Raw genomic sequence first — 15,588 nt, forward strand, 5'->3', positions numbered from 1 at the left:
GATTAGAAAGCAGATAAATTTTCATTGGGTAGTGAAGTGATTTTCGCAAACAAAAAAGGCACCCGAAGGTGCCTGTTGTCTGGTGCTGAAACGCTTAATCCAGCGTCGGATTCATATGGCGCAGATCGTATGGCGTGATCTGGTAGACGTAGTAGTTGAGCCAGTTGATGAACAGCAAATTACCGTGGCTGCGCCAGGAAGCACGAGGCTTATTTTGCGGATCGTTGTGCGGGAAATAGTTGTGCGGCAGTTCAGGTTTCAGACCCGCTTCGACGTCGCGGAAGTATTCACTCGCCAGCGTATCCGGGTCGTATTCCGGATGGCCGGTAACAAATGCGATGCGCTTATCTTTGCTGGCGAAGAGGTAGGCATCGCCATCTGCCGTTTCCGCCAGGATATCAAGATCGGTGTAATCACGGATCAGCGCAGCGGGGAAATCGGCATAACGCGAGTGCGGCGCGAGAAAATAGTCATCAAAACCGCGCGTCAGCAGGGCATGAGGCTGCAGGAGGTGGTGCTCGTAAACGCCAGAAAGCTTGTCGCTGCGGGTCTGTTTTGGAATGCCGTAAAGGATATTGAGTGCTGCCTGCACGGCCCAACAGACAAAGAGCGTCGAGGTAACGTGATCTTTTGCCCATGCCAGCACCTGCTCGATCTGCGGCCAGTAGGCAACGTCGTTAAACTCGACCAGACCTAACGGCGCGCCGGTGACAATCAGGCCGTCGAAGTTCTCGTCGCATACTTCATCGAAGTTACAATAAAAGGTGTTGAGGTGCTCAGCGGGCGTATTACGCGATTCGCGTGAATCGATTCGCAGCAGGCGGACATCAACCTGCAGCGGAGAGTTGGAGAGCAGGCGCAGAAACTGGTTTTCCGTCTCGATCTTTTTCGGCATCAGGTTGAGGATAAGCACCTTCAGGGGACGAATTTCCTGCACTGTCGCGCGTGAAGTCGTCATCACAAAGACGTTTTCATCCCGGAGAAGATTGACGGCCGGCAGCTCGTCCTGCACCCGAATCGGCATAACTTATATCCTCACAACATACGTTTATACGTTTAGACATCCAGACAGCTGACAATACCCATAAATGGTCTGAATGTCGAGCCTGCCGGTGGAAGGTGAGAAAGTTTCACGTCACGGCTTGCGCCGTGACGCTCTAGCTGATGATAGTGGGGTTGTTATTGCCAGGCGGTTTTGGCTTTTTAACATGCTGTAGTGCCTCTAAAATCTGAGGATCGCTAAGTGGGGCGGGATTGGCGATGACATAAGGCGCGCGACACCTGCCATGTGCTGCCCCGAAGGTCATTTCCATGATGGCGCGCTCTTCTACCGCTGATAAACCCCCTTCGTTCATCTCCAGCGCATGAGCGAGAATCGCCAGCTTACCGGCCCCGGGCAGAGCATGCCAGAAAGAGCGGGGTGCGACTTCCAGGATCAAATCATGGAGTAGTTTCTCTGCAAGGAAGAAATCGGCAACGATGATGCGCTGGTTGCTGAAGGGCTTATTGCCGAAGGCCTGCCGCTGCGTTGCGAGATTGCGTACAACCATGCGGTTTTTATACAGCTGAACGTAAAGCGTGACCATGGCTACTTCCTTTAGCGGTGAAGGGGAGGATTAAAACGCGTGGAAAAAGAATAGCAAAAAGCCTCATGCTTTCGCATGAGGCTTTCGCTTTGTTTGATGCCTGGCAGTTCCCTACTCTCGCATGGGGAGACCCCACACTACCATCGGCGCTACGGCGTTTCACTTCTGAGTTCGGCATGGGGTCAGGTGGGACCACCGCGCTAGTGCCGCCAGGCAAATTCTTTGTGCCCGGAACGTCTCTTTTACCCTGATGCGGCGTTGGCTGCGCTCGTAAAGTCAGTCACATACTTCAGTATGCTCCTTCCTTTCCGTCACTGGCCGCCTTGCCTCAGCGCAAAAGCGTTCGTTCCTTCAAATCTGGTATCAGCTGAAAATCTGTCTCTCACGCCAAAACATCTTCGGCGTTGTAAGGTTAAGCCTCACGGTTCATTAGTACCGGTTAGCTCAACGCATCGCTGCGCTTACACACCCGGCCTATCAACGTCGTCGTCTTCAACGTTCCTTCAGGAGACTTAAAGTCTCAGGGAGAACTCATCTCGGGGCAAGTTTCGTGCTTAGATGCTTTCAGCACTTATCTCTTCCGCATTTAGCTACCGGGCAGTGCCATTGGCATGACAACCCGAACACCAGTGATGCGTCCACTCCGGTCCTCTCGTACTAGGAGCAGCCCCCCTCAATTCTCCAGCGCCCACGGCAGATAGGGACCGAACTGTCTCACGACGTTCTAAACCCAGCTCGCGTACCACTTTAAATGGCGAACAGCCATACCCTTGGGACCTACTTCAGCCCCAGGATGTGATGAGCCGACATCGAGGTGCCAAACACCGCCGTCGATATGAACTCTTGGGCGGTATCAGCCTGTTATCCCCGGAGTACCTTTTATCCGTTGAGCGATGGCCCTTCCATTCAGAACCACCGGATCACTATGACCTGCTTTCGCACCTGCTCGCGCCGTCACGCTCGCAGTCAAGCCAGCTTATGCCATTGCACTAACCTCCTGATGTCCGACCAGGATTAGCTGACCTTCGTGCTCCTCCGTTACGCTTTAGGAGGAGACCGCCCCAGTCAAACTACCCACCAGACACTGTCCGCAACCCGGATCACGGGTCCACGTTAGAACATCAAACATTAAAGGGTGGTATTTCAAGGTTGGCTCCACGCAGACTGGCGTCCACGCTTCAAAGCCTCCCACCTATCCTACACATCAAGGCTCAATGTTCAGTGTCAAGCTATAGTAAAGGTTCACGGGGTCTTTCCGTCTTGCCGCGGGTACACTGCATCTTCACAGCGAGTTCAATTTCACTGAGTCTCGGGTGGAGACAGCCTGGCCATCATTACGCCATTCGTGCAGGTCGGAACTTACCCGACAAGGAATTTCGCTACCTTAGGACCGTTATAGTTACGGCCGCCGTTTACCGGGGCTTCGATCAAGAGCTTCACCTTGCGGTTGACCCCATCAATTAACCTTCCGGCACCGGGCAGGCGTCACACCGTATACGTCCACTTTCGTGTTTGCACAGTGCTGTGTTTTTAATAAACAGTTGCAGCCAGCTGGTATCTTCGACTGGTTTCAGCTCCGTGAGCAAGTCACTTCACCTACGCACCAGCGTGCCTTCTCCCGAAGTTACGGCACCATTTTGCCTAGTTCCTTCACCCGAGTTCTCTCAAGCGCCTTGGTATTCTCTACCTGACCACCTGTGTCGGTTTGGGGTACGATTTCGTGTTACCTGATGCTTAGAGGCTTTTCCTGGAAGCAGGGCATTTGTCACTTCAGCACCGTAGTGCCTCGTCATCACGCCTCAGTGTTAGAGTGAACCGGATTTACCTGGAACACACACCTACACGCTTAAACCGGGACAACCGTCGCCCGGCCGACATAGCCTTCTCCGTCCCCCCTTCGCAGTAACACCAAGTACAGGAATATTAACCTGTTTCCCATCGACTACGCCTTTCGGCCTCGCCTTAGGGGTCGACTCACCCTGCCCCGATTAACGTTGGACAGGAACCCTTGGTCTTCCGGCGAGCGGGCTTTTCACCCGCTTTATCGTTACTTATGTCAGCATTCGCACTTCTGATACCTCCAGCATGCCTCACAGCACACCTTCGCAGGCTTACAGAACGCTCCCCTACCCAACAACACATAGTGTCGCTGCCGCAGCTTCGGTGCATGGTTTAGCCCCGTTACATCTTCCGCGCAGGCCGACTCGACCAGTGAGCTATTACGCTTTCTTTAAATGATGGCTGCTTCTAAGCCAACATCCTGGCTGTCTGGGCCTTCCCACATCGTTTCCCACTTAACCATGACTTTGGGACCTTAGCTGGCGGTCTGGGTTGTTTCCCTCTTCACGACGGACGTTAGCACCCGCCGTGTGTCTCCCGTGATAACATTCTCCGGTATTCGTAGTTTGCATCGGGTTGGTAAGCCGGGATGGCCCCCTAGCCGAAACAGTGCTCTACCCCCGGAGATGAATTCACGAGGCGCTACCTAAATAGCTTTCGGGGAGAACCAGCTATCTCCCGGTTTGATTGGCCTTTCACCCCCAGCCACAGGTCATCCGCTAATTTTTCAACATTAGTCGGTTCGGTCCTCCAGTTAGTGTTACCCAACCTTCAACCTGCCCATGGCTAGATCACCGGGTTTCGGGTCTATACCCTGCAACTTAACGCCCAGTTAAGACTCGGTTTCCCTTCGGCTCCCCTATACGGTTAACCTTGCTACAGAATATAAGTCGCTGACCCATTATACAAAAGGTACGCAGTCACCCCATAAAGAGGCTCCCACTGCTTGTACGTACACGGTTTCAGGTTCTTTTTCACTCCCCTCGCCGGGGTTCTTTTCGCCTTTCCCTCACGGTACTGGTTCACTATCGGTCAGTCAGGAGTATTTAGCCTTGGAGGATGGTCCCCCCATATTCAGACAGGATACCACGTGTCCCGCCCTACTCATCGAGCTCACAGCCAGAGTGCTTTTGTGTACGGGGCTGTCACCCTGTATCGCGCGACTTTCCAGACGCTTCCACTAACACTCAGGCTGATTCAGGCTCTGGGCTGTTCCCCGTTCGCTCGCCGCTACTGGGGGAATCTCGGTTGATTTCTTTTCCTCGGGGTACTTAGATGTTTCAGTTCCCCCGGTTCGCCTCGTTAACCTATGTATTCAGTTAACGATAGTGCAACGGATTGCACTGGGTTTCCCCATTCGGACATCGCCGGCTGTAACGGTTCATATCACCTTACCGGCGCTTTTCGCAGATTAGCACGTCCTTCATCGCCTCTGACTGCCAGGGCATCCACCGTGTACGCTTAGTCGCTTAACCTCACAACCCGAAGATGTTTCGAGAACACCTTAAGTTGCGAAAATTTGAGAGACTCACGAACAATTCGCATTGTTCAGTGTTTCAATTTTCAGCTTGATCCAGATTTTTAAAGAGCAAATATCTCAGACATGACTCGCTGTTCACACAGGAATCAGGTTTGAGATACATCGGCAGGTGACTTTCACTCACAGACCAGCAAGTGGCGTCCCCTAGGGGATTCGAACCCCTGTTACCGCCGTGAAAGGGCGGTGTCCTGGGCCTCTAGACGAAGGGGACACAAAGTCTCACTCGCAAGACGCCTTGCTATTTACTTTTCATCAGACAATCTGTGTGAGCACTACAGGGAAAGGTTCTTTAAGGTAAGGAGGTGATCCAACCGCAGGTTCCCCTACGGTTACCTTGTTACGACTTCACCCCAGTCATGAATCACAAAGTGGTAAGCGCCCTCCCGAAGGTTAAGCTACCTACTTCTTTTGCAACCCACTCCCATGGTGTGACGGGCGGTGTGTACAAGGCCCGGGAACGTATTCACCGTGACATTCTGATTCACGATTACTAGCGATTCCGACTTCATGGAGTCGAGTTGCAGACTCCAATCCGGACTACGACGCACTTTATGAGGTCCGCTTGCTCTCGCGAGGTCGCTTCTCTTTGTATGCGCCATTGTAGCACGTGTGTAGCCCTGGTCGTAAGGGCCATGATGACTTGACGTCATCCCCACCTTCCTCCAGTTTATCACTGGCAGTCTCCTTTGAGTTCCCGGCCTAACCGCTGGCAACAAAGGATAAGGGTTGCGCTCGTTGCGGGACTTAACCCAACATTTCACAACACGAGCTGACGACAGCCATGCAGCACCTGTCTCACAGTTCCCGAAGGCACCAATCCATCTCTGGAAAGTTCTGTGGATGTCAAGACCAGGTAAGGTTCTTCGCGTTGCATCGAATTAAACCACATGCTCCACCGCTTGTGCGGGCCCCCGTCAATTCATTTGAGTTTTAACCTTGCGGCCGTACTCCCCAGGCGGTCGACTTAACGCGTTAGCTCCGGAAGCCACGCCTCAAGGGCACAACCTCCAAGTCGACATCGTTTACGGCGTGGACTACCAGGGTATCTAATCCTGTTTGCTCCCCACGCTTTCGCACCTGAGCGTCAGTCTTCGTCCAGGGGGCCGCCTTCGCCACCGGTATTCCTCCAGATCTCTACGCATTTCACCGCTACACCTGGAATTCTACCCCCCTCTACGAGACTCAAGCCTGCCAGTTTCGGATGCAGTTCCCAGGTTGAGCCCGGGGATTTCACATCCGACTTGACAGACCGCCTGCGTGCGCTTTACGCCCAGTAATTCCGATTAACGCTTGCACCCTCCGTATTACCGCGGCTGCTGGCACGGAGTTAGCCGGTGCTTCTTCTGCGGGTAACGTCAATCGACGCGGTTATTAACCGCATCGCCTTCCTCCCCGCTGAAAGTACTTTACAACCCGAAGGCCTTCTTCATACACGCGGCATGGCTGCATCAGGCTTGCGCCCATTGTGCAATATTCCCCACTGCTGCCTCCCGTAGGAGTCTGGACCGTGTCTCAGTTCCAGTGTGGCTGGTCATCCTCTCAGACCAGCTAGGGATCGTCGCCTAGGTGAGCCGTTACCCCACCTACTAGCTAATCCCATCTGGGCACATCTGATGGCAAGAGGCCCGAAGGTCCCCCTCTTTGGTCTTGCGACGTTATGCGGTATTAGCTACCGTTTCCAGTAGTTATCCCCCTCCATCAGGCAGTTTCCCAGACATTACTCACCCGTCCGCCACTCGTCAGCAAAGCAGCAAGCTGCTTCCTGTTACCGTTCGACTTGCATGTGTTAGGCCTGCCGCCAGCGTTCAATCTGAGCCATGATCAAACTCTTCAATTTAAAGTTTGATGCTCATCGAATTAAACCGTAATGAATTACGTGTTCACCCGTGAGACTTGGTATTCATTTAGTGTCCGAGGACATTAAGAATCCATGTCACCTGAGTGCCCACACAGATTGTCTGATAAATTGTTAAAGAGCAGTTGCGACGCGCTTCAGCGCTCTGTCGCGAGGTGGCGTATATTACGCTTTCCTCTTTCAGAGTCAACCCTCAATTTCAGGATTTTTTCTCTTCCGACTTAACGTCGCTGCAAGCTGTTGTTTGCTTAGCGCCGTGTCGATGGAGGCGCATTATAGGGAGTTCTCCGCACCCCGCAATAGAAAAATGACATAAAAATGACTGACTGCTGCATTCCACAGCAAAAGCCGCCCTTATACGCGTTTACACACAGAGTTATCCACAAAGCGCCAAAAGTGGAAAAATTCCCGAGCGTTGCGCAAACGTTTTCGTTACAATGCCCGCGCAAAATTAATCCGCCCTGCCTGGGGTGTTAGCTGAATCTTCCCATAATAAAGAAGCGAAAATTCAGCTAACGCTCTCTGTTAAAGTCAAATCCAGGGGATTTACCATGCAACAACCTCGTCCAGTCCGCCGCGCCCTGCTCAGTGTTTCTGATAAGGCCGGTATCGTCGAATTCGCCCAGGCGCTCTCCCAGCGCGGCGTCGAACTGCTCTCTACTGGCGGGACCGCTCGTCTGCTGGCAGATAAAGGCCTGCCGGTGACCGAAGTCTCCGACTACACCGGTTTCCCGGAAATGATGGATGGACGCGTAAAAACCCTGCACCCGAAAGTGCACGGCGGTATTCTTGGCCGTCGCGGCCAGGATGATGACATCATGGCGCAGCACGCCATTGCGCCAATCGATATGGTAGTGGTTAACCTCTACCCCTTCGCCCAGACCGTTGCCCGTGAAGGGTGTTCGCTGGAAGACGCCGTTGAGAATATTGATATCGGCGGCCCGACCATGGTGCGCTCCGCCGCGAAGAACCATAAAGATGTCGCCATCGTGGTTAAGAGCAGCGACTACACCACCATCATTAATGAAATGGATGCCAACGATGGCTCGCTGACGCTGGAAACCCGTTTCGACCTCGCGATCAAAGCCTTTGAGCACACCGCCGCTTACGACAGCATGATCGCCAACTACTTCGGCAGCCTGGTACCCGCCTATCATGGAGAGAGCAAAGAGCCAGCCGGCCGCTTCCCGCGCACGTTGAACCTCAACTTCATCAAGAAGCAGGATATGCGCTACGGTGAAAACAGCCACCAGCACGCGGCCTTCTATATAGAAGAAGAGATCAAAGAGGCTTCCGTTGCCACCGCGCAGCAGCTGCAGGGCAAAGCGCTCTCCTATAACAACATCGCCGATACCGACGCGGCGCTGGAGTGCGTAAAAGAGTTTGATGAACCCGCCTGCGTGATTGTGAAACACGCCAACCCGTGCGGCGTTGCCGTTGGCGGCTCGATCCTCGAGGCCTACGACCGCGCTTATAAAACCGACCCAACCTCAGCGTTCGGCGGCATCATTGCCTTCAACCGCGAGTTGGATGCTGAAACGGCGCAAGCCATTATTTCCCGCCAGTTTGTGGAGGTGATTATTGCCCCTTCTGCCACTGAAGAAGCGCTGAGCATCACCGCCACCAAACAGAACGTCCGTGTGCTGGTCTGCGGTCAGTGGGCAGCGCGCGTGCCGGGCCTCGATTTCAAACGCGTTAATGGCGGCCTGCTGGTTCAGGATCGCGATCTGGGCATGGTGACCGCCAATGAGCTGCGCGTGGTCAGCAAGCGCCAACCGACAGAGCAGGAGCTGCGCGATGCGCTCTTCTGCTGGAAAGTGGCGAAGTTCGTTAAATCCAACGCGATCGTCTATGCCAAAGAGAATGTGACCATCGGCATTGGCGCAGGCCAGATGAGCCGCGTCTACTCTGCAAAGATCGCCGGTATCAAAGCCGCGGACGAAGGGCTGGAAGTAAAAGGTTCAGCAATGGCCTCTGACGCCTTCTTCCCGTTCCGTGATGGTATCGATGCCGCCGCCGCTGTCGGCGTGAGCTGCGTTATCCAGCCGGGCGGATCTATCCGCGATGATGAAGTGATTGCCGCCGCCGACGAGCACGGCATCGCGATGATCTTCACCGACATGCGTCACTTCCGCCATTAATCCACGGAGCAGAGAATGAAAGTATTAGTGATTGGTAACGGCGGGCGCGAACACGCGCTGGCCTGGAAAGCGGCGCAGTCACCGCGGGTTGAAACTGTCTTTGTCGCACCGGGTAACGCCGGCACGGCGCTCGAGCCGACGCTGCAAAACGTGGCGATTAGCGCGACGGATATTCCTGCACTACTCAGCTTCGCCCAGAACGAGGGCATCGATCTGACCATCGTCGGCCCGGAAGCGCCGCTGGTGATTGGCGTGGTCGATGCATTTCGTGCGCAGGGGCTGAAAATCTTTGGTCCAACGCAGGCCGCGGCACAGCTGGAAGGCTCAAAAGCCTTCACCAAAGATTTCCTCGCCCGCCACAACATTCCGACGGCGGAATATCAGAACTTCACCGAGATTGAGCCCGCACTGGCTTACCTGCGCGAGAAAGGCGCGCCGATCGTCATTAAAGCTGACGGTCTGGCAGCGGGCAAAGGGGTAATTGTCGCCATGACGCAGGAAGAGGCGGAAGCGGCAGTCCACGATATGCTGGCCGGTAACGCCTTTGGCGATGCGGGTCATCGCATTGTGATTGAGGAGTTTCTCGACGGCGAAGAGGCGAGCTTTATTGTGATGGTCGACGGCGAGCATGTGCTGCCGATGGCGACCAGCCAGGATCACAAGCGCGTCGGCGACGGCGATACCGGCCCGAATACCGGCGGTATGGGCGCGTATTCCCCCGCGCCGGTAGTGACCGATGAAGTCCATCAGCGGGCAATGGACCAGGTTATCTGGCCAACCGTGCGCGGCATGGCGGCAGAAGGAAACACCTATACCGGTTTCCTCTATGCCGGGCTGATGATCGATAAGCAGGGCAACCCGAAGGTGATTGAGTTCAACTGCCGCTTTGGCGATCCGGAGACGCAGCCGATCATGCTGCGCCTGCAGTCGGACCTGGTTGAGCTCTGCCTGGCGGCCTGTGACGGCAAGTTGGATGAGAAGGTCTCGAAATGGGATCCACGCGCGTCGCTTGGCGTGGTGATGGCAGCCGGAGGCTATCCAGGCAACTATCGCAATGGGGACCAGATCCACGGTCTGCCGTTAGAAGAGGTTATGGATGGGAAAGTGTTCCACGCCGGTACCACGCTTGCTGATGACGATCGGGTGCTGACCAACGGCGGGCGTGTGCTGTGTGTAACCGCGCTGGGTGACACCGTTGCCGAAGCGCAGCAGCGCGCTTACGCCCTGATGACCGATATTCACTGGGATGGCAGCTTTAGCCGCAGCGATATTGGTTACCGCGCGATCGCCCGCGAGCAGGGCAACAAGTAGTATGTGGTTAACGGTCGGGTGGCGTTTTTCGAACCCGACCCAGGGAGCAACCATTGCCGGATGGCGCTTCGCTTATCCGGCCTACATTATTTCCGTGAGATCGCTTTTCGTAGGCCCGATAAAGCATCGCCGCCATCGGCAACACGCAGATGACGCCTTCGCTAAAAGGTCTTCTCTGTCGGCTGCCAGTGACAGAAATCCTCATTCGCCACCAACAACAGCTGCGCCCCTTCCGGCGCTTCCAGCCACGCCACGCTCACGGCCAGCGACGAACGGCTCTGGCGCTGCGCAATATGGTTTAACGCCCACGTATCGAGTTCAGGCTTCACGGTCTGCCCTTCGCAGGTCTGTACCGTGTTGTTTGCCTGCCAGCGCCCCTGGCGCAGCACCACCCGTCCCTGACGCAGCGCATCGCTGGTCTGGCGGATCTGCTCGGCGCGGTAGCGATACAGCGCGATCTGATCGCTCGAGAGCTGCTGCTTCTGGCCGTCCACTTCACGCTGCATAAAGCTCAACTCGCCGCGATCGTCGAAACGCACGCGAATATGCTCAGGCGGCTTAGTGTAGATATTGAGTTCAATAAGGGTGAGCGCATCGCCTTGCCAGCGATACTCAGCTAAAGAGGTGTTCCCGCGGTGCCACGGGCTAAATGCGGAAAGCAGATGGGTCTCACCGCCTGAATCTTTACGCCAGATACGTATCGCGCCCTGATCGCCGGCAAAACCGCTGGCAGTAAAGGGCGGCAGTGACGAATCGTGGCTACAGGCGGCAAGCAGCAGTGCGCCGACCAGCAAAAGCGGGCGACGCCAGTATGACAAAAGGGGCGTTACCGCCCCTTCGACAAAACTGTTCACTGCCATGCTGTCTTACTTAACAGCGTCTTTCAGTGCTTTGCCAGAAACAAATGCCGGCACGTTAGCTGCGGCGATTTTGATTTCTTTACCGGTCTGCGGGTTGCGGCCAGTACGCTCAGCGCGGTGGTTCACTTTGAAAGTGCCGAAACCAACCAGTTGTACCGCATCGCCTTCTTTCAGAGACTCAGTAATGGCAGCCAGGGTGGATTCCAGTGCAGCTTTCGCTTGCGCTTTAGACAGATCAGCCTTGTCTGCAATTACATCAATCAGTTGAGTCTTGTTCATAAGTTATCCTTTCAATGTGTTTATCGCTTGCTAAGCATCGAGTGCGACGGAAATGCCTCAAAAGCACTCTCCTGCATACACGCACCGATAGCCACTTTTTTTCGCCCCCCAAATGTAGACCAGACGGGGGTCAGAAGGGAAGCCTTCAGGCGCGACAAAACAGGCCTTAAATCACGTTTTATTGTCTCATTGCTGCAAATTTATACCGATATTACTCTCGCCTGCCTCACGCAGGTCGGCGCGCAAGCCTTTGATCAGGTCAACATCACGCTCTTCGCAGGCGGCCAAAAGGCGGAAAATCTCCCACTGAATGTCCCATTCCTGCTCTACAGCGGGGTTGAGACCCAGCTCTTCGTCGCTCATTTCGCGGCCCTGCTGCGTCATTTCCAGCATCGCCACGGTGGTGATCGAGGTCTTGCTGACCTCAATGGCGTGTTCCAGCGTTTCACCGCTCAGGCGCGAATGAATCAATTCGCTCAGTGCAACACAGGCGTCAATCGCCGGGTAGACACCGTAGAGATCGTAGTCCTCTGCCGAGGGGATCCCCTCTTCCAGCTTCTCAAGCTGGCTGTCGAAATTGACCTTCGCATCTTTGACGGTCTCTGTTTCCCACACCAGGTCAAGGATACGGCGATAGAGCTGCGCATCGCCAAAGCCGGTCTGGCGGCAGAAGAGCGCATAGTTGGGGTACATGCGCTCACACAGGCAGGCCATGAAAACAACGTGCTGCCAGCTTTCCTGCTTTTCCAGTCGCAGATGAATCGGGTTTTGTAACATGATCGCTTCTCAAAAACGGTAATGCGCCGCAGTTTACCCGATATCGCGCTGAATTGCCTGCCATCGCGCAAAGGCGGGGCGACCCGATGCCACGGCATCTGCCCAGCGCGTTGGCTCCGGCAAGCGGTAGCCCTTCATGCAGCGCTGCACCCACGCCAGCGCGGTATCCTGGCTGACGCGATGGCCGGTGGCGACAAAGAGCGGATTGCAGCGCGCTTTACTACGCCATACCCACGCCAGCTGTTCACCTTTATCCACCAGCGGCGACAGCGCACCCGGCTCATCGGCCAGCGGTTCGAACTTGCCGCACAGCCGTTTTTTTGCCACGCCAATGGTTGGTACATCCACCAGCAGGCCAAAATGGCTGGCGACGCCAAGACGACGCGGGTGGGAGATCCCATGCCCGTCGACAAAGAGTAAATCGGGTTTTTGCGACAGCATCTCCCACGCCGCCAGCAGCGCGGGATATTCACGGAACGAAAGGAAGCCGGGAATATAGGGCATGGTAGTGGCGATCCGCGCCACCTGGTACTCAACCAGTTCCAGCGAAGGCCAGGTAAGCAGCACCATTGCCGCCCGCGTCACTTCGCCACCCTGCTCGAAACCGACATCCGCCCCGCCGATCAACGTCGGCGGATCTTTATCAAGACGATCCTCGCGGATCACGGAAGAGGCCAGTTCAAGTTGTTGTGCGCGTAGCGACGCGAGATCCATATTCACTCCTTATTGATGCCAGGGGGCCGACAGACGGTGAACCGCCTCGACAAAGACTCCTGCATGTTCTGGTGGCACATCCTGATGGATGCCGTGACCGAGGTTAAACACATGGCCTTCGCCTTTGCCAAAGCCAGAGAGAATTGTAGACACTTCTTCCTCAATCCGTGCGGGCGGGGCATAAAGCATGGAGGGATCCATGTTGCCCTGCAGCGCCACTTTGTCGCCAACGCGGCGGCGCGCATCGCCAATGTCGGTGGTCCAGTCGAGGCCGAGCGCGTCGCAGCCGGTTGCCGCCATCGCTTCCAGCCACTGGCCACCGCCTTTAGTAAACAGGGTCACCGGCACGCGACGCCCTTCGTTTTCACGCAGCAGGCCATCGACGATTTTATGCATGTAGTAGAGAGAGAACTGCTGATAGTCGCGCCCGGTCAGCACGCCGCCCCAGGTGTCGAAAATCATTACCGACTGCGCGCCCGCGCGGATTTGCGCGTTGAGATAGGAGGTCACGCTCTGCGCCAGCTTATCCAGCAGCGCATGGAGCACCAGCGGCTCGGCGTACATCATCTTTTTGATTTTTGTGAACGCTTTGCTGCTGCCGCCTTCGATCATGTAGGTCGCCAGCGTCCACGGGCTGCCGGAGAAGCCAATCAGCGGCACTTCGCCTTTCAGTTCACGGCGAATCGTACGCACAGCGTTCATTACGTAACCCAGCTCATCTTCCGGATCGGGAATCGGCAGCTTATCGACGTCCGCTTTACAGGTGATGGGATGGCTAAAACGCGGCCCTTCACCGGCTTCGAAATAGAGCCCCAGCCCCATCGCGTCTGGCACGGTCAGAATGTCGGAGAAGAGGATCGCCGCATCCAGCTTGTAGCGGCGCAGGGGTTGCATCGTCACTTCACAGGCCAGCTCCGCATTGCGGCACAGCGACATAAAATCGCCCGCTTGCGCACGGGTTGCCTTATATTCCGGCAAATAGCGGCCTGCCTGGCGCATCATCCATACCGGCGTCATATCTACTGGCTGGCGCTGAAGCGCGCGCAGGTAACGATCGTTTTTCAGTTCGGTCATTGTCAGTTCCTCAAGCGTCAGGCCGCCAGTATATACACCTTATTCGCTCTCTGCCCGACACATCGCCACGGTATCCTCGATCAGGCGGCGCGCGACGGTACCCGGCGGCGGAAGCAGCGGCAGGTCGTCATAGCGATACCAGCCAGCATCAATTAGCTCTTTGGTATCAATGACGATCTCCCCGCTCTCGTACTCGGCCATAAAGGCAGTCATTAATGATTGCGGGAAGGGCCACGGCTGAGAGGTGACATAACGCAGGTTCTTGATTTTAATCCCGCTCTCCTCCATCACCTCGCGCGCTACCGCCTGCTCCAGCGTCTCGCCGACTTCAACAAATCCGGCCAGCACGGTATACACGCCATTGCGATGACGCGTATGCTGGGCAAGTAGTAGACTGTCATCGCGGCGAATAGCGACAATAATGCAGGGGGCAATTTGTGGATAGTAGCGTTCCCGGCAGTGGTCGCAGAGCATCGCCCATTCGGTTTTACTGGGGTGCATGGTGTGCCCGCAGTAGCCGCAAAACTTATGCGATCGGTAAAACTCGGCCAGCTGTACGCCGCGCCCGGCTAACTGGAACAGCGCGGTATCCTGATCGATCAGTAAACGTACCGATCCCATCTCGTGGGAACGCTGCTGGCGAACAAGCCAAACGCTCTCTCCCTGCCATTCGCCGATAATTTGCGCGGGTTGACCCACAAGATCGAAATTTCCTGCCTCTCCATGTGGTAATTCTCCAGCGGGCAACCATAATTTTTGTTCATGGCTGACTATCCACCAGCCACGGTGATGAGCTTCAAGAGTTTGTACCATTGCGCGACCTTAGCTTCACTGGCATGTTATTAACATTATTATTACATCATTTTTAATCTTACATTTTGCGGAGTCATTTATGCTGAACCAGTTAGAAAGCCTGACAGAACGACTGGGGGGAAGTAACAAGCTTGTCGATTTCTGGCTCAACGAGCGTAAGCAGCTTCTTATCTCCTATTACAACCTGGTGGGGATCAAGCCGGGCAAAGGATCGTACATGCAGCTCAACGAAAAAGCGCTGGATGATTTTTGCCATAATCTGGTTGAATATCTTTCCGCCGGTCATTTCACTATTTATGAACGCATCATCAAGGAAATGGAAGGTGCCAGCCCCCTTTTAGCGGCTACCCAGCTCTACCCACAGCTGGAGGCTAACACTGTTGAAATCATGAAACATTATGATTCCAGCCTCGAACAATCCATCGATGATGATAACTGCATGGAGTTCCAGCAGGCTCTCTCAGACATCGGTGAAGCGCTGGCGGCGCGTTTTACGCTGGAAGATCAGCTGATCACACTGGCGTACGACAACCAGCTCAGCGAAAGCGCCAATGATGAAAGCGGGATGGCGCGCCCGGCTTGAGTTCTTAAGCATTAACGCGTAGTTTAAAAAACAGTCCCCCGCTTCGGGCGGGGGTTTTTCTTGTCGGAGTGCCACTCTTTTACACCCACGCTTGCTGAAAGTTGAAGTGTAAAAAGGCTGAGACCGTTAATTCGGGATCCGCGGAACCTGATCAGGCTAATACCTGCGAAGGGAACAAGAGTAATCCATCCTCAACACCACCCTTACGGGCGGTTT

11 protein-coding genes, 1 tRNA gene, 3 rRNA genes and 1 riboswitch are annotated in these 15,588 nt (G+C 55.1%); of the genes, 3 read left to right on the forward strand and 12 right to left on the reverse strand.

Annotated elements, in window-relative coordinates:
- Positions 1-94: 94 nt before the first annotated feature.
- The 6 genes from metA to HF650_RS22910 form a co-directional block, all read right to left on the reverse strand.
- Entirely contained in the window at positions 95-1,024 is a 930-nt protein-coding gene (gene metA / locus HF650_RS22885; RefSeq protein WP_187800494.1) for a homoserine O-succinyltransferase, read from the reverse strand.
- Between the two features lie 133 nt (positions 1,025-1,157).
- Complete coding sequence (locus HF650_RS22890) at positions 1,158-1,586, reverse strand: YjaA family stress response protein (RefSeq protein ID WP_187800495.1); 429 nt, start codon at positions 1,584-1,586, stop codon at positions 1,158-1,160.
- 98 nt (positions 1,587-1,684) lie between these two features.
- Positions 1,685-1,800: ribosomal RNA gene (rrf, locus tag HF650_RS22895) — 5S ribosomal RNA — on the reverse strand.
- Between the two features lie 194 nt (positions 1,801-1,994).
- Positions 1,995-4,900: ribosomal RNA gene (locus tag HF650_RS22900) — 23S ribosomal RNA — on the reverse strand.
- Positions 4,901-5,100: 200 nt separating this feature from the next.
- A tRNA-Glu gene (locus HF650_RS22905) sits at positions 5,101-5,176 on the reverse strand.
- Between the two features lie 84 nt (positions 5,177-5,260).
- Positions 5,261-6,802, reverse strand: a 16S ribosomal RNA gene (locus tag HF650_RS22910).
- Together the 16S, 23S and 5S rRNA genes with 1 tRNA gene alongside form the textbook arrangement of a ribosomal RNA operon.
- 569 nt (positions 6,803-7,371) lie before the next feature.
- On the opposite strand from HF650_RS22910, the gene purH reads away from it, so the two are divergent.
- Positions 7,372-8,961, forward strand: a complete 1,590-nt coding sequence (purH, locus tag HF650_RS22915; protein ID WP_187800496.1) for a bifunctional phosphoribosylaminoimidazolecarboxamide formyltransferase/IMP cyclohydrolase — start codon at positions 7,372-7,374, stop codon at positions 8,959-8,961.
- Positions 8,962-8,976: 15 nt separating this feature from the next.
- Positions 8,977-10,272 (forward strand): phosphoribosylamine--glycine ligase, encoded by a 1,296-nt coding sequence (purD, locus tag HF650_RS22920; RefSeq protein ID WP_187800497.1) that lies wholly within the window; start codon positions 8,977-8,979, stop codon positions 10,270-10,272.
- A gap of 161 nt (positions 10,273-10,433) precedes the next feature.
- Here purD and HF650_RS22925 read toward each other — a convergent pair whose 3' ends face one another.
- The 6 genes from HF650_RS22925 to nudC all read right to left on the reverse strand — a co-directional run bounded on the left by HF650_RS22925 (position 10,434) and on the right by nudC (position 14,789).
- Positions 10,434-11,126, reverse strand: coding sequence for a DUF1481 domain-containing protein (locus tag HF650_RS22925; protein WP_187802796.1), 693 nt, complete (start codon positions 11,124-11,126; stop codon positions 10,434-10,436).
- Between the two features lie 12 nt (positions 11,127-11,138).
- Positions 11,139-11,411: a nucleoid-associated protein HU-alpha gene (gene hupA / locus HF650_RS22930; RefSeq protein WP_002884342.1), complete on the reverse strand. Its 273-nt coding sequence runs from the start codon at positions 11,409-11,411 to the stop codon at positions 11,139-11,141.
- Positions 11,412-11,597: 186 nt separating this feature from the next.
- Entirely contained in the window at positions 11,598-12,188 is a 591-nt protein-coding gene (locus HF650_RS22935) for a YjaG family protein (protein ID WP_187800498.1), read from the reverse strand.
- Positions 12,189-12,221: 33 nt separating this feature from the next.
- The gene (gene nfi / locus HF650_RS22940; protein WP_187800499.1) at positions 12,222-12,902 is read right to left on the reverse strand and encodes a deoxyribonuclease V; all 681 of its coding nucleotides are present in this window, start codon (positions 12,900-12,902) and stop codon (positions 12,222-12,224) included.
- A 9-nt stretch (positions 12,903-12,911) separates the two neighbouring features.
- Positions 12,912-13,976 (reverse strand): uroporphyrinogen decarboxylase, encoded by a 1,065-nt coding sequence (gene hemE, locus HF650_RS22945; RefSeq protein ID WP_187800500.1) that lies wholly within the window; start codon positions 13,974-13,976, stop codon positions 12,912-12,914.
- Between the two features lie 39 nt (positions 13,977-14,015).
- Positions 14,016-14,789 (reverse strand): NAD(+) diphosphatase, encoded by a 774-nt coding sequence (gene nudC / locus HF650_RS22950; RefSeq protein ID WP_187800501.1) that lies wholly within the window; start codon positions 14,787-14,789, stop codon positions 14,016-14,018.
- A gap of 79 nt (positions 14,790-14,868) precedes the next feature.
- Between nudC and rsd the strand changes: the two genes are divergently transcribed.
- The gene (gene rsd, locus HF650_RS22955) at positions 14,869-15,372 is read left to right on the forward strand and encodes a sigma D regulator (RefSeq protein ID WP_187800502.1); all 504 of its coding nucleotides are present in this window, start codon (positions 14,869-14,871) and stop codon (positions 15,370-15,372) included.
- 54 nt (positions 15,373-15,426) lie between these two features.
- A riboswitch (TPP riboswitch) is annotated at positions 15,427-15,563 on the forward strand.
- Positions 15,564-15,588 lie beyond the last annotated feature (25 nt).

This window comes from Kosakonia sp. SMBL-WEM22, assembly GCF_014490785.1.
Classification (GTDB): Bacteria; Pseudomonadota; Gammaproteobacteria; order Enterobacterales; family Enterobacteriaceae; genus Kosakonia.

Bases quoted from the DNA above. Each gene is read 5' to 3' on its own strand.
- metA (WP_187800494.1), bottom strand. From the start codon at position 1,024: ATGCCGATTCGGGTGCAGGACGAGCTGCCGGCCGTCAATCTTCTCCGG.
- HF650_RS22890 (WP_187800495.1), bottom strand. From the start codon at position 1,586: ATGGTCACGCTTTACGTTCAGCTGTATAAAAACCGCATGGTTGTACGC.
- purH (WP_187800496.1), top strand. From the start codon at position 7,372: ATGCAACAACCTCGTCCAGTCCGCCGCGCCCTGCTCAGTGTTTCTGAT.
- purD (WP_187800497.1), top strand. From the start codon at position 8,977: ATGAAAGTATTAGTGATTGGTAACGGCGGGCGCGAACACGCGCTGGCC.
- hupA (WP_002884342.1), bottom strand. From the start codon at position 11,411: ATGAACAAGACTCAACTGATTGATGTAATTGCAGACAAGGCTGATCTG.
- HF650_RS22935 (WP_187800498.1), bottom strand. From the start codon at position 12,188: ATGTTACAAAACCCGATTCATCTGCGACTGGAAAAGCAGGAAAGCTGG.
- nfi (WP_187800499.1), bottom strand. From the start codon at position 12,902: ATGGATCTCGCGTCGCTACGCGCACAACAACTTGAACTGGCCTCTTCC.
- hemE (WP_187800500.1), bottom strand. From the start codon at position 13,976: ATGACCGAACTGAAAAACGATCGTTACCTGCGCGCGCTTCAGCGCCAG.
- nudC (WP_187800501.1), bottom strand. From the start codon at position 14,789: ATGGTACAAACTCTTGAAGCTCATCACCGTGGCTGGTGGATAGTCAGC.
- rsd (WP_187800502.1), top strand. From the start codon at position 14,869: ATGCTGAACCAGTTAGAAAGCCTGACAGAACGACTGGGGGGAAGTAAC.